Source organism: Bacillus sp. MSP13 (genome assembly GCF_000815295.1).
Taxonomy (GTDB): Bacteria; Bacillota; Bacilli; order Bacillales; family Bacillaceae; genus Bacillus; species Bacillus vallismortis.
In genome coordinates this window covers 88266-108725 of record NZ_JXAQ01000005.1, presented here as the reverse complement: position 1 = coordinate 108725, position 20460 = coordinate 88266, and the positions used below count along the sequence as shown (strand labels likewise).

26 protein-coding genes, 1 pseudogene and 1 riboswitch are annotated in these 20460 nt (G+C 44.3%); of the genes and pseudogenes, 24 read left to right on the top strand and 3 right to left on the bottom strand.

Annotation, left to right across the window (positions count from 1 at the left end):
• Positions 1-51 precede the first annotated feature (51 nt).
• From deoB to lysA, 14 genes are all read left to right on the top strand, one after another.
• On the top strand, positions 52-1236 hold the full coding sequence (gene deoB / locus SC79_RS06515; RefSeq protein ID WP_039074367.1) for a phosphopentomutase: 1185 nt from the start codon (positions 52-54) through the stop codon (positions 1234-1236).
• A gap of 12 nt (positions 1237-1248) precedes the next feature.
• Complete coding sequence (locus SC79_RS06510; protein ID WP_039074366.1) at positions 1249-2064, top strand: purine nucleoside phosphorylase I, inosine and guanosine-specific; 816 nt, start codon at positions 1249-1251, stop codon at positions 2062-2064.
• Between the two features lie 151 nt (positions 2065-2215).
• Positions 2216-3385, top strand: a complete 1170-nt coding sequence (gene dacF / locus SC79_RS06505) for a D-alanyl-D-alanine carboxypeptidase DacF (RefSeq protein WP_039074365.1) — start codon at positions 2216-2218, stop codon at positions 3383-3385.
• A gap of 95 nt (positions 3386-3480) precedes the next feature.
• Positions 3481-3834, top strand: a complete 354-nt coding sequence (spoIIAA, locus tag SC79_RS06500; RefSeq protein ID WP_010328183.1) for an anti-sigma F factor antagonist — start codon at positions 3481-3483, stop codon at positions 3832-3834.
• Entirely contained in the window at positions 3831-4271 is a 441-nt protein-coding gene (spoIIAB, locus tag SC79_RS06495) for an anti-sigma F factor (RefSeq protein WP_010328182.1), read from the top strand. The genes spoIIAA and spoIIAB overlap by 4 nt, the downstream gene beginning before the upstream one ends.
• A gap of 11 nt (positions 4272-4282) precedes the next feature.
• A complete protein-coding gene (sigF, locus tag SC79_RS06490) occupies positions 4283-5050 on the top strand; it encodes an RNA polymerase sporulation sigma factor SigF (protein ID WP_039074364.1) in 768 nt (255 codons plus the stop codon).
• 125 nt (positions 5051-5175) lie between these two features.
• Positions 5176-5796: a stage V sporulation protein SpoVAA gene (gene spoVAA / locus SC79_RS06485; protein WP_039074550.1), complete on the top strand. Its 621-nt coding sequence runs from the start codon at positions 5176-5178 to the stop codon at positions 5794-5796.
• Entirely contained in the window at positions 5786-6211 is a 426-nt protein-coding gene (gene spoVAB / locus SC79_RS06480) for a stage V sporulation protein SpoVAB (protein ID WP_003223948.1), read from the top strand. Before spoVAA ends, spoVAB begins: the two co-directional genes overlap by 11 nt.
• A 12-nt stretch (positions 6212-6223) precedes the next feature.
• Positions 6224-6676 carry a stage V sporulation protein AC gene (spoVAC, locus tag SC79_RS06475; RefSeq protein WP_014114265.1) on the top strand — a complete coding sequence of 151 codons (453 nt, stop codon included), beginning with the start codon at positions 6224-6226 and terminating at the stop codon, positions 6674-6676.
• Between the two features lie 12 nt (positions 6677-6688).
• Entirely contained in the window at positions 6689-7705 is a 1017-nt protein-coding gene (spoVAD, locus tag SC79_RS06470) for a stage V sporulation protein AD (RefSeq protein ID WP_039074363.1), read from the top strand.
• A gap of 1 nt (position 7706) precedes the next feature.
• Positions 7707-8057 (top strand): stage V sporulation protein AE, encoded by a 351-nt coding sequence (gene spoVAE / locus SC79_RS06465; RefSeq protein ID WP_010328177.1) that lies wholly within the window; start codon positions 7707-7709, stop codon positions 8055-8057.
• 7 nt (positions 8058-8064) lie between these two features.
• Entirely contained in the window at positions 8065-8682 is a 618-nt protein-coding gene (gene spoVAEA / locus SC79_RS06460) for a stage V sporulation protein SpoVABEA (protein ID WP_039074362.1), read from the top strand.
• Positions 8627-10108 carry a spore germination protein gene (locus tag SC79_RS06455; protein WP_039074361.1) on the top strand — a complete coding sequence of 494 codons (1482 nt, stop codon included), beginning with the start codon at positions 8627-8629 and terminating at the stop codon, positions 10106-10108. The genes spoVAEA and SC79_RS06455 overlap by 56 nt, the downstream gene beginning before the upstream one ends.
• A gap of 106 nt (positions 10109-10214) precedes the next feature.
• Positions 10215-11534, top strand: a complete 1320-nt coding sequence (lysA, locus tag SC79_RS06450; protein WP_039074549.1) for a diaminopimelate decarboxylase — start codon at positions 10215-10217, stop codon at positions 11532-11534.
• 98 nt (positions 11535-11632) lie between these two features.
• Here the strand turns inward: lysA and SC79_RS06445 are convergent, their stop codons facing one another.
• Entirely contained in the window at positions 11633-12505 is an 873-nt protein-coding gene (locus SC79_RS06445; RefSeq protein ID WP_039074360.1) for a DUF1002 domain-containing protein, read from the bottom strand.
• A gap of 258 nt (positions 12506-12763) precedes the next feature.
• Between SC79_RS06445 and SC79_RS06435 the strand changes: the two genes are divergently transcribed.
• On the top strand, positions 12764-13195 hold the full coding sequence (locus SC79_RS06435; RefSeq protein WP_039074548.1) for a peptidylprolyl isomerase: 432 nt from the start codon (positions 12764-12766) through the stop codon (positions 13193-13195).
• 269 nt (positions 13196-13464) lie between these two features.
• Positions 13465-13671, top strand: coding sequence for a zinc ribbon domain-containing protein (locus SC79_RS06430; protein ID WP_003236703.1), 207 nt, complete (start codon positions 13465-13467; stop codon positions 13669-13671).
• Here SC79_RS06430 and SC79_RS20465 read toward each other — a convergent pair.
• Positions 13614-13851: pseudogene (locus tag SC79_RS20465) on the bottom strand (hypothetical protein). The gene SC79_RS06430 and the pseudogene SC79_RS20465 overlap by 58 nt on opposite strands.
• Positions 13852-13866: 15 nt before the next feature.
• On the opposite strand from SC79_RS20465, the gene SC79_RS20460 reads away from it, so the two are divergent.
• From SC79_RS20460 to ribT, 8 genes are all read left to right on the top strand, one after another.
• A complete protein-coding gene (locus tag SC79_RS20460; protein ID WP_082022582.1) occupies positions 13867-14124 on the top strand; it encodes a hypothetical protein in 258 nt (85 codons plus the stop codon).
• 96 nt (positions 14125-14220) lie between these two features.
• A complete protein-coding gene (gene sipS, locus SC79_RS06420) occupies positions 14221-14772 on the top strand; it encodes a signal peptidase I sipS (protein ID WP_039074358.1) in 552 nt (183 codons plus the stop codon).
• Between the two features lie 232 nt (positions 14773-15004).
• Positions 15005-15349 (top strand): hypothetical protein, encoded by a 345-nt coding sequence (locus SC79_RS06415; RefSeq protein ID WP_010328168.1) that lies wholly within the window; start codon positions 15005-15007, stop codon positions 15347-15349.
• Between the two features lie 120 nt (positions 15350-15469).
• Positions 15470-15614, top strand: a riboswitch (FMN riboswitch).
• A gap of 130 nt (positions 15615-15744) precedes the next feature.
• Positions 15745-16830, top strand: coding sequence for a bifunctional diaminohydroxyphosphoribosylaminopyrimidine deaminase/5-amino-6-(5-phosphoribosylamino)uracil reductase RibD (gene ribD / locus SC79_RS06410; RefSeq protein ID WP_039074357.1), 1086 nt, complete (start codon positions 15745-15747; stop codon positions 16828-16830).
• 10 nt (positions 16831-16840) lie between these two features.
• Positions 16841-17488 carry a riboflavin synthase subunit alpha gene (ribE, locus tag SC79_RS06405; protein ID WP_039074356.1) on the top strand — a complete coding sequence of 216 codons (648 nt, stop codon included), beginning with the start codon at positions 16841-16843 and terminating at the stop codon, positions 17486-17488.
• 14 nt (positions 17489-17502) lie between these two features.
• Complete coding sequence (locus SC79_RS06400) at positions 17503-18699, top strand: bifunctional 3,4-dihydroxy-2-butanone-4-phosphate synthase/GTP cyclohydrolase II (RefSeq protein WP_039074355.1); 1197 nt, start codon at positions 17503-17505, stop codon at positions 18697-18699.
• Positions 18700-18731: 32 nt separating this feature from the next.
• A complete protein-coding gene (gene ribH / locus SC79_RS06395; RefSeq protein ID WP_003223915.1) occupies positions 18732-19196 on the top strand; it encodes a 6,7-dimethyl-8-ribityllumazine synthase in 465 nt (154 codons plus the stop codon).
• A gap of 113 nt (positions 19197-19309) precedes the next feature.
• Entirely contained in the window at positions 19310-19684 is a 375-nt protein-coding gene (ribT, locus tag SC79_RS06390; RefSeq protein ID WP_039074354.1) for a GNAT family N-acetyltransferase RibT, read from the top strand.
• Between the two features lie 13 nt (positions 19685-19697).
• On the opposite strand, the gene SC79_RS06385 is transcribed toward ribT, so the two are convergent.
• Positions 19698-20222: a DUF309 domain-containing protein gene (locus SC79_RS06385; RefSeq protein ID WP_039074547.1), complete on the bottom strand. Its 525-nt coding sequence runs from the start codon at positions 20220-20222 to the stop codon at positions 19698-19700.
• Between the last annotated feature and the right edge of the window lie 238 nt (positions 20223-20460).

Here is a 20460-nt window from a genome sequence, read left to right as displayed (position 1 = left end):
CAGACCTCTTAGCGATACAATAGACGTATAGAAAAAAAGGAGGCTTTCAAGATGCCTGCATACAAATATAATCGTGTGTTTTTAATTGTAATGGACTCAGTCGGAATCGGCGAAGCGCCGGATGCCGCAGACTTTAATGACGAAGGCGCCAATACGCTCGGGCATATAGCCGAGCATATGAATGGATTACATATGCCGAATATGGCAAAACTTGGCCTTGGTCTCATCGGAGATATCAAAGGTGTCGAAAAAACAGAACATCCGCTTGCGTATTATGGAAAAATGCAAGAAGCGTCCAACGGCAAAGATACCATGACAGGCCATTGGGAGATCATGGGTTTATACATTGATAAACCGTTTAAAGTGTTTCCGGAAGGGTTTCCTGATGAACTGCTTCAGGAGCTGGAAAAGAGATCTGGACGCAAAATTATCGGAAACAAGCCGGCTTCCGGCACAGCAATTTTGGATGAACTTGGCCAAGAGCACATGGAAACAGGGGCTTTAATTGTATACACATCTGCTGACTCTGTTTTGCAGATTGCCGCTCACGAAGAGGTTGTGCCGCTTGAAGAGCTGTACCGCATTTGTGAAACGGCAAGAGAGCTTACGCTTGATCCGAAGTATATGGTAGGCCGCATTATCGCACGGCCGTTCGTCGGAGAGCCTGGACAATTCAAACGGACGCCAAACCGCCATGACTATGCGCTTAAGCCGTTTGACCGCACTGTCATGAATGAATTGAAAGACAGCGGCTTAGATGTCATCTCAATCGGAAAAATCTCTGATATTTATGATGGAGAAGGCATTACTTCTTCCCGGAGAACGGTTTCCAATATGGACGGAATGGACAAGGTGATCGATACGCTGGGAGAGGACTTTACTGGTCTGAGCTTTGCGAACCTTGTTGATTTCGACGCCTTATTCGGACACCGCCGCGACCCGGAAGGCTACGGACGCGCGCTTGAAGAATTTGATGCGCGGCTTCCGGAAGTGTTTGAGAAAATGAAAGAAGATGATTTGCTAATCATTACAGCCGACCACGGCAATGATCCGATTCATCACGGAACCGACCACACACGCGAGTTTGTGCCGATTCTCGCTTACAGCAAAAAACATGAGAACGGGCAAATGCTGCCGCTTGCAGACACATTTGCTGATATCGGCGCAACGATCGCTGATAACTTTCAAACGAATCAACCGAAATACGGGAAAAGCTTTTTATCTTTATTACAATAGGGGGACTGTTTCTTGAAAAACAGAATCGAACGCGCAGCCGCTTTTATTAAACAAAACCTGCCGGAATCTCCGAAGATCGGCCTTATTTTAGGATCTGGTCTTGGCATTTTGGCGGATGAAATCGAAAATCCAATCAAGCTGAAATATGAAGACATACCTGAATTTCCGGTATCTACTGTTGAAGGACATGCCGGACAGCTTGTGCTTGGCACCCTTGAAGGAGTTTCCGTCATTGCGATGCAGGGCCGTTTTCATTTTTATGAAGGCTATTCAATGGAGAAAGTCACTTTCCCTGTACGTGTGATGAAAGCGCTCGGCGTGGAAGCTTTGATTGTGACAAACGCCGCTGGCGGCGTCAACACTGAATTCCGAGCGGGAGACTTAATGATCATTACCGATCATATCAACTTTATGGGAACAAATCCGTTAATCGGTCCAAACGAAGCCGATTTCGGCGTCAGATTTCCAGATATGTCTTCAGCCTATGACAAAGATCTATCAGGCCTGGCTGAAAAGATTGCCAAAGACCTTAACATTCCGATCCAAAAAGGCGTGTATACCGCTGTGACAGGACCTTCTTACGAAACACCGGCAGAAGTCCGTTTTTTAAGAACAATGGGCTCTGACGCAGTCGGCATGTCTACTGTGCCGGAAGTGATTGTGGCAAACCACGCCGGAATGCGTGTCCTTGGCATTTCCTGCATCTCTAACGCGGCAGCCGGAATTCTGGATCAGCCTTTAAGCCATGATGAAGTAATGGAAGAGACTGAAAAAGTAAAAGCGGGATTTTTGCAGCTTGTGAAAGCGGTAGTCTCGAAGTACGAATAAAAATGATACAAAGATCAAAAGACAGCTGTGTTAAATATACGCAGCTGTCTTTTTCTATGCCCAAAAAATACGAAACATTTTCCATCAGTGGCGTATAAATCCATCCCCCTTGGAAAAAATAAAAAGGATTATGAAATGGAGGGCTTATGAGATGAAACGTCTTTTATCCACTTTGTTGATTGGTATCATGCTGCTTACATTTGCACCGTCTGCATTTGCAAAACAAGACGGAAAAGGCACTTCAGAGCTTGCTCATGAAGCAAAGTCTGCGGTGCTGATTGAACGTGACACGGGAAAAGTGCTTTACAACAAGAACAGCAATGAGAGATTGGCGCCTGCAAGCATGACGAAAATTATGACGATGCTTTTAATTATGGAAGCTTTAGATGAAGGCAATATCAAAATGGGTGATAAGGTCCGTACGAGCGAGCATGCCGCTTCAATGGGCGGCTCACAGATTTTCCTTGAGCCGGGTGAGGAAATGACGGTCAAAGAAATGCTGAAAGGCATCGCAATCGCATCGGGAAATGACGCTTCTGTAGCGATGGCAGAATTCATTTCCGGCTCAGAAGAAGAATTTGTGAAGAAAATGAACAAAAAAGCAAAAGAGCTGGGTTTGAAAAACACAACCTTTAAAAATCCGACCGGACTGACCGAAGAGGGCCATTATAGTTCTGCTTATGACATGGCAATCATGGCTAAGGAATTATTGAAATATGAATCAATCACGAAATTCACCGGCACGTATGAGGATTACCTGCGCGAAAATACAGATAAAAAGTTTTGGCTTGTGAATACGAATCGGCTGATTAAGTTTTATCCCGGCGTAGATGGCGTAAAAACAGGCTATACAGGTGAAGCGAAATATTGTTTGACAGCTTCGGCTAAAAAAGGAAACATGCGGGCCATTGCGGTTGTGTTCGGGGCGAGCACACCTAAAGATAGAAACGCTCAAGTGACAAAGATGCTTGATTTCGCTTTTAGTCAATATGAAACGCATCCTTTATATAAACGGAATGAAACAGTAGCAAAAGTGAAGGTCAAAAAAGGAAAACAAACTTTTATCGAACTCACGACTTCTGAGCCGATTTCAATATTGACGAAAAAAGGCGAGGATATGAAACATGTAAAAAAAGAAATTAAATTGAATGACAATGTAAGCGCTCCTATTCAAAAAGGCCAAGAGCTTGGCACACTCGTTCTGAAAAAGGATGGAGAAGTGCTCGCTGAAAGTCCCGTTGCTGCAAAAGAAGATATGAAGAAAGCCGGGTTCTTAACGTTCTTAAAGCGGACAATGGGAGACTGGACAAAATTTAAGTAATTATGCCGAATGATCACTAGTTTTGTCACGGTGAAGGAATTCATTCCATCGAAATCGAAACACTCATTATCCGATCATATCAAGGAGGAATGAGCATGAGCCTTGGAATTGACATGCATGTCAAAGAATCTGTGCTTTGTATTCGATTAACAGGCGAACTCGATCACCATACGGCTGAAACCCTGAAACAAAAAGTGACTCAAGCATTAGAAAAGGATGATATTCGTCATATTGTGCTGAATTTGGAGGACCTTTCCTTTATGGACAGTTCGGGGCTTGGTGTCATTTTAGGAAGATATAAGCAAATTAAGCAAATTGGCGGGGAAATGGTCGTTTGCGCGATCTCTCCTGCAGTGAAGCGGCTGTTTGATATGTCGGGTCTGTTTAAAATTATCCGTTTTGAACAATCCGAGCAGCAGGCGCTGCTGACGCTGGGGGTGGCATCATGAAAAATGAAATGCATCTTGAATTTTCTGCCCTCAGCCAGAATGAGTCGTTCGCCCGCGTGACAGTTGCTTCGTTTATTGCCCAGCTTGACCCGACAATGGACGAACTGACCGAAATCAAAACAGTCGTGTCAGAAGCTGTGACCAATGCCATTATCCACGGATATGAAGAGAACTGTGACGGAAAAGTTTATATTTCAGTGACGCTGGAAGATCATGTCGTATATATGACCATTCGCGATGAAGGCAGGGGCATTACAGATCTTGAAGAAGCCCGCCAGCCTTTATTCACGACGAAGCCTGAGCTTGAACGCTCTGGAATGGGCTTTACCATTATGGAAAATTTCATGGATGATGTCAGGATCGATTCATCGCCTGAGATGGGCACAACGATTCGCTTAACAAAGCACTTATCAAAAAGCAAAGCGCTTTGTAATTAAGGAGATTTGTTATGGATGTGGAGGTTAAGAAAAACGGCAAAAACGCTCAGCTGAAGGATCATGAAGTAAAGGAATTAATCAAACAAAGCCAAAATGGCGACCAGCAGGCAAGAGACCTCCTCATAGAAAAAAACATGCGTCTTGTTTGGTCTGTCGTACAGCGGTTTTTAAACAGAGGATATGAACCTGACGATCTTTTCCAGATCGGCTGCATCGGGTTGTTAAAATCTGTTGACAAATTTGATTTAACCTATGATGTGCGTTTTTCAACGTATGCAGTGCCGATGATTATCGGAGAAATCCAGCGTTTTATCCGTGATGACGGAACGGTAAAGGTGTCAAGGTCATTAAAAGAGCTCGGAAACAAAATACGGCGCGCGAAAGATGAGCTTTCAAAAACTCTGGGCAGAGTGCCGACAGTGCAGGAGATCGCCGACCATTTGGAGATTGAAGCAGAAGATGTCGTACTCGCTCAAGAGGCGGTAAGAGCGCCGTCTTCGATTCACGAAACGGTATATGAGAATGACGGAGATCCAATTACCCTGCTTGATCAAATCGCTGACAATTCTGAAGAAAAGTGGTTTGACAAAATTGCGCTGAAAGAAGCGATCAGCGATTTGGAAGAAAGGGAAAAACTAATCGTCTATCTCAGATATTATAAAGACCAGACACAGTCCGAGGTGGCTGAGCGGCTTGGGATTTCTCAAGTTCAGGTTTCCAGGCTGGAAAAGAAAATATTAAAACAGATCAAGGTTCAAATGGATCATCCGGATAGCTAGCCTGCCATGCAGGCTGGCTTTTTTTGTGCGAAAGCGTGGTAATTTATGGTCTTTACAAGCGGATGAATGAGAACAAAATCGAACCACATACTACATATATAACCACCGAAAGATGGTGATCGATGATGGAACGACGTATATTTATCCGACTTCGCCACAGGGTGCTGGCCCATCCGGGAGATATCATCACGGTCGGAGATGCCGCGCAAATTGAAGGACAGCACCAGCTGAAAAAGAAACTTTCGGCTATGCCGCTTTATCAGGTGAGCGAAAAAGATAAAAATATCGTAATTCTGGATATCATACAAGTCCTTAAAGCCATTCATTTACAAGATCCGGCCCTTGATGTTCAAACAGTAGGCGGAGCAGAAACCATTGTTGAAATTCAGTATCGGAAACGGCATTTATCAACGGTTCTGTTTATCGGTGTCTGGCTGCTTCTGTTTATCGGATCGTGTCTTGCCATTATGAACTTTCATGAGGATGTCAGCATGAGAGATGTTCATATTGCACTATATGAAATCATAACCGGAGAGAGGAATGACTATCCATACTTGCTTCAAATCCCATACAGCATCGGTTTGGGACTGGGAATGATCGTGTTTTTTAACCACATCTTTAAAAAGCGTCTTAATGAAGAGCCTAGCCCGCTGGAGGTTGAGATGTTTAACTATCAGCTTGATCTCGATCAATATGTGGCCATGCATGAGAATCAAGAAACAATAAAGGATCTGCATGATCGTTAGTGTATTGTTCATTATTTTTGTCGGGCTCGGCGGAGGCATCACGGTGGGGGCTGGCTTCGTTGCTTTTTTAACCGTAATGGGAATCATCCCGAGGCTGATGCAGCTTACCAAAACGATGAGATTTGTACAGGCTTATGAAGCGGCTGTTATTCTTGGCGCGGTATGCGGGGGGTGGGAGACGCTTCATATGAACCATCTTTTTTTAACAAAATGGATTGCTGTACCGGTCGGGCTGCTGGCGGGTGTATTTGTCGGGATGCTTGCAGCTGCCCTTACAGAGGTTTTAAATGTGCTGCCGATTTTAGCAAAACGAATCGGTCTCAGAAGTAAAATCATTATTCTATTAATGGCGATCGTGATTGGGAAAATCGCGGGATCTTTATTTCACTGGCTGTATTTTATTGATCATTCATAAGGAGGTTTTAAGATGACAAACATAAAAGAAAACTACAAATCAAAAGTAAAAACATATCAGCCTAAGCCGCCTTACGTTTGGAACTGTGTCAAAGCCTTTCTGGTAGGCGGTCTGATCTGTGCGATCGGGCAAGGTCTGCAGAATTTCTATATCCATTTTTTTGATTTTAATGAAAAAACAGCGGGAAATCCAACGGCAGCAACACTGATATTAATTTCAGCCCTTTTAACCGGGTTTGGCATCTATGACAGAATCGGACAGTTTGCAGGCGCCGGTTCAGCTGTCCCAGTCACAGGTTTTGCCAACAGCATGGCAAGCGCGGCGCTGGAATATAAAAGTGAAGGGTTCGTGCTTGGAGTAGCGACAAATATGTTTAAACTGGCAGGAAATGTTATTGTTTTCGGTGTTGTGGCTGCTTACATCGTCGGAATGATTCGGTTTGCTTTTGAGAAACTGATGTCATAGGAGGAAAAGAAAATGAAATTAACCGGAAAGCAAACCTGGGTATTCGAACATCCCATATTTGTCAACTCGGCGGGAACGGCAGCCGGACCAAAGGAAAAGGATGGGCCGCTTGGCTCTTTGTATGATAAAACCTATGACGAGATGCACTGTAATCAAAAAAGCTGGGAAATGGCAGAACGCCAGCTGATGGAAGATGCGATTACTTCAGCGCTTCAAAAAAGTGATCTCACAAAAGATGATATTGATCTATTGTTGGCAGGCGACTTGCTGAATCAAAATGTAACGGCCAACTATGTGGCAAGACACTTGAACATCCCGTTTCTTTGTATGTTTGGCGCCTGTTCAACATCAATGGAAACAGTGGCTGTCGCATCAGCCCTAGTTGACGGCGGGTTCGCCAAGAGGGCGCTTGCTGCCACCAGCAGTCATAATGCTACTGCGGAAAGACAGTTTCGTTATCCGACGGAATACGGAGGCCAAAAACCGGACACAGCCACCTCAACTGTTACAGGAAGCGGAGCTGTGGTCATCAGCCAGACACCGGGTGATATCCAAATCACTAGCGCGACTGTCGGAAAAGTCTCCGACTTAGGAATTACCGATCCGTTTGATATGGGATCAGCCATGGCTCCAGCTGCAGCTGATACGATTAAGCAGCACTTTAAAGATCTCAATCGGACAGCGGATGACTATGATCTGATCCTGACAGGTGACCTATCCGGTGTCGGATCTCCCATCGTAAAAGACATCTTAAAAGAAGATGGCTATCCGGTCGGCACAAAGCATGATGATTGCGGGCTTTTGGTTTACACGCCGGATCAGCAGGTCTTTGCCGGAGGAAGCGGCTGCGCTTGTTCAGCGCTTGTTGCTTACTCTCACATTTTTAAGCAGCTGAAAGAAGGAAAATTAAACCGCGTATTCGTCGTGGCGACCGGAGCGCTGTTAAGCCCGACAATGATCCAGCAAAAAGAAACCATCCCGACTATTGCCCACGGGGTTGTATTTGAGCGTGCAGGAGGTGCATCTTAATATGGACTACCTTTTGGCTTTTGTATGCGGCGGGGCCATCTGTATTGTCGGGCAGCTGCTCTTGGACATTTTTAAATTGACACCCGCCCACGTCATGACATCTTTTGTGGTGACTGGCGCGATTTTAGATGGTTTCGGCATTTACGATAAATTTATTGAATTTGCCGGAGGAGGCGCCACCGTTCCGATCGTCAGCTTCGGCCACAGTCTTCTGCACGGTGCCATGCATCAGGCGCATATACACGGATTTATTGGAATCGGCATGGGGATTTTCGAACTGACGTCCGCCGGTATCTCAGCCGCTATTCTCTTCGCCTTTATCGTAGCTGTTATTTTTAAACCGAAAGGATAATGCCGACATGACGACAAAACGCAAGGTCATACTGGTAACAGACGGGGATGTGTATGCCGCTAAAACAATTGAATACGCCGCAAACAAAGTGGGAGGACGATGTATTTCACAATCAAAAGGCAACCCTTCTATCCGCAGCGGCGCGGAGCTTGTCAAGCTGATCACCCTAGCACCGTATGATCCCGTATTTGTCATGTTTGACGACTCGGGCCTTCAAGGAGAGGGGCCGGGAGAAGCTGCTCTCAGCTATGTCGCCACCCATCCGTCAATTGAAGTGCTCGGAGTGATTGCGGTCGCATCAAAAACCCATCAGGCTGAGTGGACCAGAGTTGACGTAAGCATTGACCGCAATGGAGAAATAACTGAATACGGTGTAGATAAAATCGGAGAGCAGGAATTTGATGAACACAGAATGAACGGAGATACAGTCTATTGCCTTGATAAACTTGATCTCCCGCTTATTGTCGGTATCGGGGATATTGGCAAAATGGGCAGAAAAGACGATATCTCAAAAGGATCGCCAATCACCATGAAAGCGGTCGAGTTTATTTTAGAAAGGAGCGGGTATCATGCCGGACCAAAAGCAAGAGAAAATCAAGGTTTATCGGAATCCAGACAAAAATGAAGCATACTTCAAAAAACGTGTCGGGATGGGAACAAGCTACGATGTAGGGGTTCGCAAGCTCACGATTTTAGACAAAGAAATTCATCTTTACTATTTGAATGGATTATGTGATACGGCCTTTATCATTCATTTAATGCGAGAGCTCGTAGCCATTAACAATCGTGATGAGGACCCGGATCAGCTGGTCGATATTGTCGAAAATAGGCTTCTTAACGCCCAGGTCGAAAAAGTAAAAACGCTGGATGAAACGACTGACCAGTTGCTGTCTGGATTAGTCGCAGTCATTGTTGAAGACACGGGCTTCGCGTTTATTATTGATGTCAGAAGCTATCCGGGCAGAAATCCGGAAGAACCTGATACGGAAAAGGTGGTCAGGGGAGCAAGAGACGGATTTGTTGAAAATATCGTCGTCAATACGGCCCTTCTCAGAAGGCGGATCAGAGACGAACGGCTTCGCATCAAGATGACAAAGGTCGGCGAGCGATCTAAAACGGATATGAGCATTATTTATATAGAAGATATTGCAGATCCAGATCTGGTTGACATCGTGGAAAAAGAAATTGCTGCCATTGACGTTGACGGCTTAACGATGGCTGATAAAACAGTAGAGGAATTCATCATTAAACAAGGCTACAACCCGTATCCGCTCGTCCGCTATACGGAAAGACCCGATGTGGCTGCCAATCACGTGCTTGAAGGCCATGTCGTCATCATGGTTGATACATCGCCGAGTGTGATTATCACACCGACGACTTTATTTCACCATGTCCAGCATGCTGAAGAGTACAGGCAAGCGCCTGCAGTCGGTACTTTTTTACGATGGGTAAGATTTATCGGCATCATTGCATCCACTCTCCTTCTCCCGATCTGGTTTCTCTTTGTGCTGCAGCCGGATCTGTTGCCCGAGAATATGAAATTTATCGGTTTAAATAAAGATACGCATATCCCGGTCATCCTGCAAATATTCTTAGCTGACTTAGGAATCGAGTTTCTCAGAATGGCGGCCATTCATACACCGACAGCTCTGTCGACAGCAATGGGTATCATCGCTGCTGTGCTGATCGGACAAATTGCTATTGAAGTCGGCCTGTTTTCGCCAGAGGTGATTTTGTACGTCTCACTTGCGGCCATCGGAACCTTTGCGACGCCTAGTTATGAATTAAGCTTGGCAAACAAAATGGGCCGCCTGACTCTCATGATACTCGTTGCCATATTTCATGTGAAAGGGCTCGTTATCGGATTCACAGTACTCATTATCGCCATGGCCAGCATCAAATCACTTCAGACACCGTACTTATGGCCGCTGATTCCCTTTAATGGCAAGGCATTATGGCAGATACTGATCCGCACAGCAAAACCTGGCGCGAAAGTAAGACCTAGTATCGTTCACCCGAGAAATCGCTTAAGACAGCCTACCGATTCATAATCGCATTGAAACTGACTGAAGAGTATGATAATGTATGTCTTAATTGTGAAGGGACAGTCCATAAAACTGTCCTTTTCATCCATAAGCGGAGAAAGAGGGAATGACATTGTTCTTACACGGCACAAGCAGGCAAAATCAACATGGGCATTTAGAAATCGGAGGTGTGGACGCTCTTTATTTAGCGGAAAAATATGGAACACCTCTTTATGTATATGATGTGGCTTTAATACGTGAGCGTGCTAAAAGCTTTAAGCAGGCATTTATTGCTGCAGGGCTGAAAGCTCAGGTAGCGTATGCGAGCAAAGCGTTCTCATCCGTCGCGATGATTCAGCTCGCAGAGGAAGAGGGACTCTCTTTAGATGTCGTGTCTGGAGGAGAGCTTTATACAGCTGTTGCGGCCGGCTTTCCGGCAGAACGCATTCACTTTCATGGGAATAACAAGAGCAGGGAAGAACTGCGGATGGCACTTGAACACCGCATCGGCTGCATTGTGGTGGATAATTTCTATGAAATGTCGCTTCTGGAAGACCTATGTAAAGAAACGGGCCACTCCGTTGATGTCCTTCTTCGGATTACGCCGGGGGTAGAAGCGCATACGCATGATTACATTACAACAGGTCAGGAAGATTCAAAGTTCGGTTTCGATCTTCATAACGGACAAACTGAACGGGCAATTGCGCAAGTGTTACAATCAGAACACATTCAGCTTCTGGGTGTCCATTGCCATATTGGCTCACAAATTTTTGATACGGCTGGTTTTGTGTTAGCGGCGGAAAAAATCTTCAAAAAACTGGACGAGTGGAGGGAGTCTTACTCGTTTGTATCCAAGGTGTTGAATCTTGGTGGAGGTTTTGGCATCCGTTATACAGAAGACGATGAACCGCTTCACGCTACTGAATACGTTGAAAGCATTATCGAAGCTGTGAAAGAAAATGCTGCCCGTTACGGTTTTCACATTCCGGAAATATGGATTGAACCGGGCCGTTCTCTCGTAGGAGACGCAGGCACAACCCTTTATACGGTTGGCTCTCAAAAAGAAGTGCCGGGTGTCCGCCAATATGTAGCTGTAGACGGAGGAATGAACGACAATATTCGTCCCGCGCTCTATCAGGCTAAATATGAAGCTGCGACAGCCAACCGTATCGGAGAGGCGCACGACAATACGGTCTCGATTGCCGGAAAGTGCTGTGAAAGCGGTGATATGCTGATTTGGGATATTGACCTGCCAGAAGTAAAAGAAGGCGATTTGCTTGCCGTTTTCTGTACAGGCGCTTACGGATATAGCATGGCCAACAATTACAATCGAATCCCGAGACCTGCTGTTGTATTTGTAGAAAATGGCGAGGATCATCTGGTCGTAAAGAGAGAAACATACGAGGATATTGTCAAACTTGACCTGCCCTTTAAAACGAGTGTAAAGCAATAAAAGCGCCGATTCCTCGGCGCTTAGACTAAAGAGAAGGTGGGGATTTTTGAAGATTGAAAATCAAAAATCCCCATCTTCTTATTTTTTGATGCTGTTTTTTATTTGAAAATAGAAACAATTGCATTCCAGATCGATACGAAGAAATCAATGACTTTCTGGATGAAGTTTTTGCCCTCATCTGATTCTATGAACTTCGTTATCTTATCTTTTGCTTTATCAAGCTGGTCACCGACCTGCCCCCAGTCGATGTCAACATTTTTCATTTTATTGAATAGGGAGACAAGCTGATCCTTTTGGCTGTCTGTAAGTGTGACGTTTAAGTCAGAAGCCGCTTCGTCCACTTGTTTTTCAATGTCAGCCTTATTGTCAGGCACACCGTTTTTGGCAAACTCTTCTTTGATTTTTGCAATCAGTGCAGCCGCATTTTCCTTACCGATTTTGTCTCCGAGCTCAGATGTCGTGACAAGCTCTTGATTGGCTACTTGCTTAACATCCTCTGAGATCGCTTCATCAGACGAAACCTCATACGCTTTAATCAATCCAGTTAAAGCCGCAGTCCCGGATACTTCAAACGGGGCTGTCACATACACCTTGGCATCTTTCACACCGGCTGTCATCAGCGCATTTAGATACATTTCATCTGTGATGCCGCTGATATTATGGGTCTCAACATTCAGTCCAGAGCCTTTTTTGGCAATGGTTATCGATGATGACGAAATCGCTCTGGATCCAATTTGAGCGCTTGGGATATATTTTCCTAAATATTCATGTTCTTCCTTATTGGTCACCGTTATCGTTGTGGCATTGTCAGGGACATTCATTTCGTTAAGCACTTTTTGTTTATCAGATTCTGATAAATCAGCACCCAGTGTGACAATAACATCTCCGACTGCGGCATCCGCCAGACTGATTTTCGGAACCATCAGCAGCAAAACGGCCGCTGCCAGCATTCCAATCCATATTTTTTTCAAAGCAGTTTGACCTCCTTCAATTTCACAAGCAGCTGGATAGAGCTGCTTTGCGAGGACCTGAATCATGATAAAAAATACAGTTCCGTTAGGTTAGACGGAGCTAAAGAGATCCAGGTTTCATTTTTGTTTTTTTACAAAGACGGTTAATTCGTTTTCCCCCGAAAGGTGTGGTATAATAGCCGCGACAAGGAGAGACAGGCTATACCCTATCATACATAATCTCCTTTGAAAATTAAAATAAAGAAAGTGGGCATACAATTGAAAACAGGTTACTTTTTATTAGAAGACGGCAACAAAATTGAATTTGAACTTTACCCTGAAGCTGCACCGGGCACTGTCGCAAACTTTGAAAAGCTTGCGAATGAAGGCTTCTATGACGGTCTTACATTTCACCGAGTGATTCCAGGCTTCGTCAGCCAAGGAGGCTGCCCGAACGGAACTGGAACAGGCGGTCCAGGGTACACAATCAAATGTGAAACAGAAGGAAACCCGCACACACATGAAGCGGGATCTCTTTCGATGGCGCATGCCGGAAAAGACACTGGCGGCAGCCAATTTTTCATCGTTCATGAGCCACAGCCTCATTTGAACGGGGTTCACACTGTATTCGGCAAAGTAACAAGCGGATTAGAATTCGCGAAAAACATGTCTAACGGCGATGTTATGAAAGAAGTTCGTGTAGAAGGATAATAGGCAGATGGTAAGCTTCCTCGATTGGGGGAGCTTTTTTTATTGGCGAAAATGTTCCAGTAGAGCATCGCCTGACGAAAATGTAACATTGCTAATACTAAATCTTGTATATGCCGCAAAAGCGGATTGATTCTTTAATCATTCCCGAGACTCGCGTTCATCTCATCTGAAAGAATTAAGAAAACTTTAAAGTAACATCGTTCATTGAAAATGGGATTTTGTAGTAAAATGAATCAAAACAAACGTGATGTTAAAAAGGAGCTTGGCGTATGAACAACAAAGGCTGTATAAAATGCGGAAGTACTGAAGCGGGACAAAAAGAAATCGCCACAACCGGCACGGGATTGTCGAAATTGTTTGATGTTCAGAATAACCGTTTTCTCGTGGTGTACTGTAAGAATTGCGGATATTCAGAGTTTTATAACAAAGAATCCTCAACAGCCGGCAACATATTGGATTTGTTTTTTGGAGGCTGATCCATGTTTTCGAGCTTTGATGATTTCAAACATATGATGAAATCAAAACGGGATGCTGGTTATGTCACCTGTGAAATAGGCTGCCGCAAACATTCCAGTATCCTTCGTGACGTGAATCATTTCGTCAAGAACCATGGGTATCATGGACTTGACGATCAATGGAACGCAATAGATGAACAGACCGCCCGTCATCTCATGACTTATATATTATCTAAAGATTTAGCATACGAGATCTCTCTATCTTCCGAGCCCATCGCTTTTGAATTAAGCGATTATTTCTTTCATTACTTTTCGGATGATCCTGTGTATGTTACGAATGCTGATGTTGATGTTCAGTCCGGTGATGTTAGATTAAGCAGTTGGAGTCCTATTACACAAGCGACATTTGATGCAGGGGTGGTTGTGGTTGACAAGAAAAAGATAGGCTTGATTTGGGTAGAAGATGAAGATTAATAGAGAGTGTAAAATCATGTCAATGGTCCTGATGGGATTTCTTTTCGATTCGTGGTAACATTAACTTGCAGACCGTTGTTTATTGGAGGAAATCAGTTGAAATCAGAACATGTTTCAAAGAAAAAAACAATGTTAGAATGGGCAAAAGCAATTGTGATTGCGGTTGTTCTCGCTTTGCTCATCCGCCATTTTATTTTTGCGCCGTATGTCGTAGATGGCGAGTCCATGGAGCCCACCCTTCATGACCATGAAAGGGTATTTGTCAATATGACAGTCAAGTACATAGGTGAGTTTAAGAGAGGGGATATCATCGTGCTAAACGGAGATGACGTCCACTATGTCAAGCGGCTGATCGGTTTGCCCGGTGATACAGTCCAAATGAAGAACGACCAGCTCTACATCAATGGAAAAAAGGTGGCCGAGCCTTATTTGGCAGCCAATAAAAAAAGAGCGAAACAGAAAGGTAAACATTTGACCGATGATTTCGGACCGGTTAAAGTGCCTGATGACAAGTATTTTGTCATGGGTGATAACCGGCGGAATTCAATGGACAGCCGAAACGGGCTTGGACTCTTCACAAAAAAACAAATTGCGGGTACGTCTAAGTTTGTTTTCTTCCCGTTTAACGAAATACGCAAAACAAAGTAGAATCAAGCAGCTCCTGAACAGGGGACTGCTTTTTTTTATCTTTTTTTCATCCATCCCCCAAAACCAGAACATAAATTCGTATACCTATAGAAAAGAAATTGCAGAAAGGTGAAACATATTCCCGTTATGCATCGTTATATTAATAATTTACGAGAAATTACAGTTTTTTATTCATGAAAAAGAGGAATAACTCATATGAATGAATAGATTCATATTGGCTGGAGGTCTAATAATGGGAAGAATAAAAACGAAGATTACCATTCTGTTAGTGCTTTTGCTTTTACTTGCAGGCGGTTATATGTACATAAATGGCGTTGAGCTGAAGGATGTCCCGACAGCAATTGGACAAACCTTGTCCTCGGAGGAAGAGGAATACACCATTCAGGAGTATAAAGTGACGAAAATTGATGGCTCTGAGTATCAAGGAGAGGCCGAAAACGGCACGAAAATCATCTTCAACGGAAAAAAGCTACATCAGGATTTGTCTGATATAAAAGAAGGTGACAAGATTAAGGCATACTTCAGCAAATCAAAGCGGATCGATGGATTAATCAAGGTTGCCAAAGTGAATGATTAACAAAGCATCACCTTTCAGATTGAAGGGTGATGCTTTGTTTTTCTCAAATTGTAAGTTTATTTCATTGCGTACTTTCTTAAGGATCGCTATAATAGCCAATAAGGACAAATGAATAAAGATTGTATCCTTCGGGGCAGGGTGGAAATCCCGACCGGCGGTGGTAAAGCGAATGCGCTTTAGAGCCCGTGACCCGTGTGCATATGCACGCGGTGGATTCAGTTTAAGCTGAAGCCGACAGTGAAAGTCTGGATGGGAGAAGGATGATGAGCCGCTATGCAAAACATTCAAAAATGCATAGTGTTATTTCCTATTGCGTAAAATACCTAAAGCCCCGGATTTTTCATAAATTCGGGGCTTTTTTTGACGGTAAATCATAACAGAGGGGAGGGAAACAAATGGAAGAGTCTTATATGAAGCTGGCATTAGATCTCGCGAAGCAGGGTGAAGGACAGACCGAATCCAATCCGCTCGTTGGCGCTGTTGTGGTAAAGGACGGACAAATTGTCGGAATGGGTGCCCATTTAAAATATGGTGAAGCTCATGCAGAAGTCCATGCGATCCAGATGGCCGGCTCCCATGCAAAGGGTGCTGATATTTACGTGACCCTCGAGCCTTGCAGCCATTACGGAAAAACACCGCCATGTGCAGAACTGATTATCAACTCTGGCATCAAACGCGTGTTTGTGTCGATGAGAGACCCTAACCCGCTTGTCGCTGGAAGAGGGATCAGCATGATGGAAGAAGCCGGTATTGAAGTCAAGGAAGGCATCCTGGCTGATCAGGCGGAGAAGCTGAATGAAAAATTTCTGCACTTTATGAGGACAGGCCTCCCTTACGTCACACTAAAAGCTGCCGCCAGTCTTGATGGAAAGACAGCCACCATTACGGGCGACAGCAAATGGATCACGTCAGAGGCTGCCAGACAGGATGCTCAGCAATACAGGAAAACACACCAAAGCATATTGGTCGGAGTTGGGACCGTGAAAGCCGATGATCCGAGTTTAACCTGCAGGCTGCCGAATGTGGCGAAACAGCCGGTACGGGTGATACTTGATACCGAACTCTCGATCCCTGAGAATGCCCGAGTGATTTGCGATCAGGCAGCGCCGACATGGATTTTCACAACGGCACGCGCAGACGAGGAAAAGAAAAAACGGCTTTCAGACTTCGGAGTGAACGTATTTACGCTAGAAACTGAGCGCATTCAAATTCCCGATATCCTGCACATCCTTGCTGAAGAAGGCATCATGTCCGTGTATGTGGAAGGCGGTTCAGCTGTTCACGGAAGCTTTGTCAAAGAAGGCTGTTTTCAAGAAATCATCTTCTATTTTGCCCCTAAACTAATCGGAGGAACGCATGCTCCCGGCTTAATCTCCGGTGAAGGTTTTCAATCAATGAAAGATGTCCCCTTATTACAATTCACTGATATAACCCAAATCGGCCGTGATATCAAATTGACGGCAAAACCGATAAACGAGTAGGATGGTGACCATGTTTACAGGAATTATAGAAGAAACAGGCACAATCGAATCCATGAAAAAAGCAGGGCATTCAATGGCCTTGACAATCAAATGCTCCAAGATACTGGAGGATGTTCATCTGGGCGACAGCATTGCGGTGAACGGCATTTGCTTGACTGTCACCGATTTTACAAAAAACCAATTCACAGTAGATGTAATGCCTGAAACAGTCAAAGCGACATCACTGAATGAATTATCAAAAGGAAGCAAAGTGAATCTGGAAAGAGCGATGGCGGCAAACGGCCGATTCGGTGGCCATTTTGTCTCAGGACATGTCGACGGAACTGCTGAAATTACACGAATTGAAGAGAAAAGCAACGCTGTTTACTATGATTTAAAAATGGATCCGTCTTTAACAAAAACATTGGTTTTAAAGGGATCCATTACCGTGGATGGCGTAAGTTTGACCATATTCGGCCTGTCAGAGGATACAGTGACGATTTCTTTAATACCGCATACCATCAGCGAAACGATTTTTTCACATAAAACGATTGGCTCTACAGTGAATATCGAATGCGATATGATCGGAAAATATATGTATCGATTTCTGCATAAAGCCAGTGAAAATAAGACCAAACAAACCATTACAAAAGCCTTCTTAAGCGAAAACGGCTTTTAGAGAGGAAGATTCGTATGTTTCATCCAATAGAAGAAGCGCTAGACGCTTTAAAAAAAGGCGAAGTCATCATCGTTGTAGATGATGAAGACAGAGAAAATGAAGGAGACTTTGTCGCTCTTGCCGAGCATGCAACCCCAGAAGTCATTAACTTCATGGCAACACACGGAAGAGGATTGATTTGCACGCCGCTTAGTGAGGACATCGCAGACAAGCTTGATCTGCACCCAATGGTTGAGCATAATACAGATTCTCACCATACTGCATTTACGGTAAGCATTGACCACCGCAAAACGAAAACAGGTATCAGCGCCCAAGAAAGATCTTTTACCGTTCAAGCATTGCTGGACAGCAAATCCGTGCCGTCTGATTTCCAGCGTCCGGGGCACATTTTTCCGCTCATTGCGAAAAAAGGGGGAGTGCTGAAAAGAGCAGGCCATACAGAAGCCGCTGTTGACCTTGCTGAAGCCTGCGGATCTCAAGGAGCCGGAGTCATATGTGAGATTATGAATGAAGACGGAACGATGGCAAGAGTGCCTGAGCTCATTGAAATAGCGAAAAAGCATCAATTAAAAATGATCACCATTAAAGATTTGATTCAATACCGTTACAACCTGACATCACTTGTCGAGCGCGAAGTTGACATTACGCTGCCCACTGATTTTGGCACATTCAAGGTTTACGGATACACAAACGAGGTAGACGGAAAAGAGCATGTCGCATTTGTAATGGGAGATGTGCCGTTCGGTGAAGAACCGGTATTAGTCCGGGTGCATTCAGAATGTCTCACAGGCGACGTATTTGGATCTCATCGCTGTGACTGCGGTCCGCAGCTGCACGCTGCCTTGACGCAAATTGCCGCTGAAGGGCGGGGAGTGCTCTTGTATCTGCGCCAAGAAGGCCGAGGCATCGGTTTGATCAATAAATTAAAAGCTTATAAGCTTCAGGAAGAAGGCTATGATACCGTAGAAGCCAACGAAGCGCTCGGATTCTTGCCTGATCTTCGCAACTATGGCATCGGGGCACAAATGTTACGCGACCTCGGTGTGCGGAATATGAAGCTTTTGACGAATAACCCGCGAAAAATCGCCGGCCTTGAAGGCTATGGACTCAGCATTTCAGAAAGAGTGCAGCTTCAAATGGAGGCAAAAGAGCATAACAAAAAATATTTGCAAACCAAAATGAACAAACTGGGTCATTTACTTCATTTTTAATCACAAATATCACAAAAAAGGATGGGAATCATATGAATATCATACAAGGAAATTTAGTTGGTACAGGTCTGAAAATCGGAATCGTAGTAGGAAGATTTAATGATTTTATTACAAGCAAGCTGCTAAGTGGTGCAGAAGATGCGTTACTCAGACACGGCGTAGACACAAATGATATCGATGTGGCTTGGGTTCCAGGCGCATTTGAAATTCCGTTTGCCGCAAAAAAAATGGCCGAAACAAAAAAATATGACGCGATTATTACATTGGGCACTGTCATCAGAGGCGCGACGACACATTACGATTATGTCTGCAATGAAGCCGCAAAAGGCATCGCGCAAGCAGCAAACACGACGGGCGTACCGGTCATCTTTGGGATTGTGACAACAGAAAACATCGAACAGGCGATTGAGCGTGCCGGCACGAAAGCGGGCAACAAAGGTGTAGATTGCGCTGTTTCTGCCATAGAAATGGCAAATTTAAACCGTTCATTTGAATAATTTGTTGAAAACAGTTTAAAAATATGGCGAAAATGATATAATGTGAGAAAACGGATCACCTATTCGTATCCGTTAATAGCCAGGCTGGACATTTTGGATATAGAGGGGTTTTTATGTTAATTCGTTATAAAAAATCGTTTGAAAAGATTGCGATGGGGCTTCTTTCGTTCATGCCGAGTGAAAAAGACCTTAAGCAGCTTCAGCAGACAATTAAGGACTACGAAACGGATACAGACCGCCAGCTCTTTCTTTGGAAAGAGGACGAGGATATTGTCGGAGCAATCGGAGTCGAAAAAAAGGATTCTGAGGTTGAGATCCGGCATATCAGTGTGAATCCTTCTCATCGCCATCAAGGAATCGGAAAACAGATGATGGATGCTTTAAAGCATTTATTCAAAACGCAGATACTGGTTCCGAATGAATTAACGCAAAGCTTTTTCGAACGTTGTCAAGATCAGCAGGATCAAGACATTTCATACAATAATTAAGCAGAGGCTGTCATTAGCCCCTGCTTTTTTTTCTCCGCTCTATCTCTTTTTCACGCTCAAGGATGACGTCTGTCCGATCCCGCAACCGGTGTTTGTCGATTAGAAAAGTATCGGTGAGTGTGCTGTGCTGCCCCCATGTGCACTTTTTTTTCTTACATTCAATGCGGCATGCTTCCTCTAGCTTCTCATCTTTGATCGGCAGCATGATGCTTTTGTAGGGAGACCCCATTTCAATTTGTTCGTCAACCGTCTGCATAAGCTCGAGTAAACGGCTATGATCGAGTCCCAAGTCTTCAACCGCTTGTTTTTCGGCTTGAAGAATCCGGATGCTGTTCGCCATCAGTCGTTTGGCACCGGCTGTATTCTGCCTTCTATGATGATACAAAGCAACCGCAAGCTGAATAAAGCCGACCCAATACATTTTTCGTTTATTTGGAGGATCTTCCTTCCAATATTCTTCTAAAATTTCATGGCATTCAAAATAATCCCGTGTTGCGTGAAACTCAACGAGATAATCGATATAAGCTTTCGGGTACACGATGTTTCCTCCTTTAATCTGCTTTAAGTGTAACATAGGAAGAATAAAAGAAAAAAGAACGCTCATCCCGGATCGCTTCTTCTTTATTACGACAAATAAGCGAACACGACTTTCCTCACACCTCCATTGTTGTTTTGAATATTCTGTACAAATTGCTTCGAAACAGGAAATGAAATAGTATTGGACGAGAGCTTTTTGGTGCCTTATACTAAAGGATAGCCAGTTTATCCGGCAATGA

Coding starts and splice junctions, on each gene's coding strand:
- spoVAB (WP_003223948.1), top strand. CDS start 5,786: ATGATCGTTAGTGTATTGTTCATTATTTTTGTCGGGCTCGGCGGAGGC.
- sigF (WP_039074364.1), top strand. CDS start 4,283: ATGGATGTGGAGGTTAAGAAAAACGGCAAAAACGCTCAGCTGAAGGAT.
- SC79_RS06400 (WP_039074355.1), top strand. CDS start 17,503: ATGTTTCATCCAATAGAAGAAGCGCTAGACGCTTTAAAAAAAGGCGAA.
- spoVAA (WP_039074550.1), top strand. CDS start 5,176: ATGGAACGACGTATATTTATCCGACTTCGCCACAGGGTGCTGGCCCAT.
- dacF (WP_039074365.1), top strand. CDS start 2,216: ATGAAACGTCTTTTATCCACTTTGTTGATTGGTATCATGCTGCTTACA.
- SC79_RS20460 (WP_082022582.1), top strand. CDS start 13,867: ATGACTTATATATTATCTAAAGATTTAGCATACGAGATCTCTCTATCT.
- spoVAD (WP_039074363.1), top strand. CDS start 6,689: ATGAAATTAACCGGAAAGCAAACCTGGGTATTCGAACATCCCATATTT.
- deoB (WP_039074367.1), top strand. CDS start 52: ATGCCTGCATACAAATATAATCGTGTGTTTTTAATTGTAATGGACTCA.
- SC79_RS06455 (WP_039074361.1), top strand. CDS start 8,627: ATGCCGGACCAAAAGCAAGAGAAAATCAAGGTTTATCGGAATCCAGAC.
- SC79_RS06415 (WP_010328168.1), top strand. CDS start 15,005: ATGGGAAGAATAAAAACGAAGATTACCATTCTGTTAGTGCTTTTGCTT.
- ribE (WP_039074356.1), top strand. CDS start 16,841: ATGTTTACAGGAATTATAGAAGAAACAGGCACAATCGAATCCATGAAA.
- spoVAC (WP_014114265.1), top strand. CDS start 6,224: ATGACAAACATAAAAGAAAACTACAAATCAAAAGTAAAAACATATCAG.
- spoIIAB (WP_010328182.1), top strand. CDS start 3,831: ATGAAAAATGAAATGCATCTTGAATTTTCTGCCCTCAGCCAGAATGAG.
- ribT (WP_039074354.1), top strand. CDS start 19,310: ATGTTAATTCGTTATAAAAAATCGTTTGAAAAGATTGCGATGGGGCTT.
- SC79_RS06430 (WP_003236703.1), top strand. CDS start 13,465: ATGAACAACAAAGGCTGTATAAAATGCGGAAGTACTGAAGCGGGACAA.
- spoVAEA (WP_039074362.1), top strand. CDS start 8,065: ATGACGACAAAACGCAAGGTCATACTGGTAACAGACGGGGATGTGTAT.
- ribD (WP_039074357.1), top strand. CDS start 15,745: ATGGAAGAGTCTTATATGAAGCTGGCATTAGATCTCGCGAAGCAGGGT.
- spoIIAA (WP_010328183.1), top strand. CDS start 3,481: ATGAGCCTTGGAATTGACATGCATGTCAAAGAATCTGTGCTTTGTATT.
- spoVAE (WP_010328177.1), top strand. CDS start 7,707: ATGGACTACCTTTTGGCTTTTGTATGCGGCGGGGCCATCTGTATTGTC.
- ribH (WP_003223915.1), top strand. CDS start 18,732: ATGAATATCATACAAGGAAATTTAGTTGGTACAGGTCTGAAAATCGGA.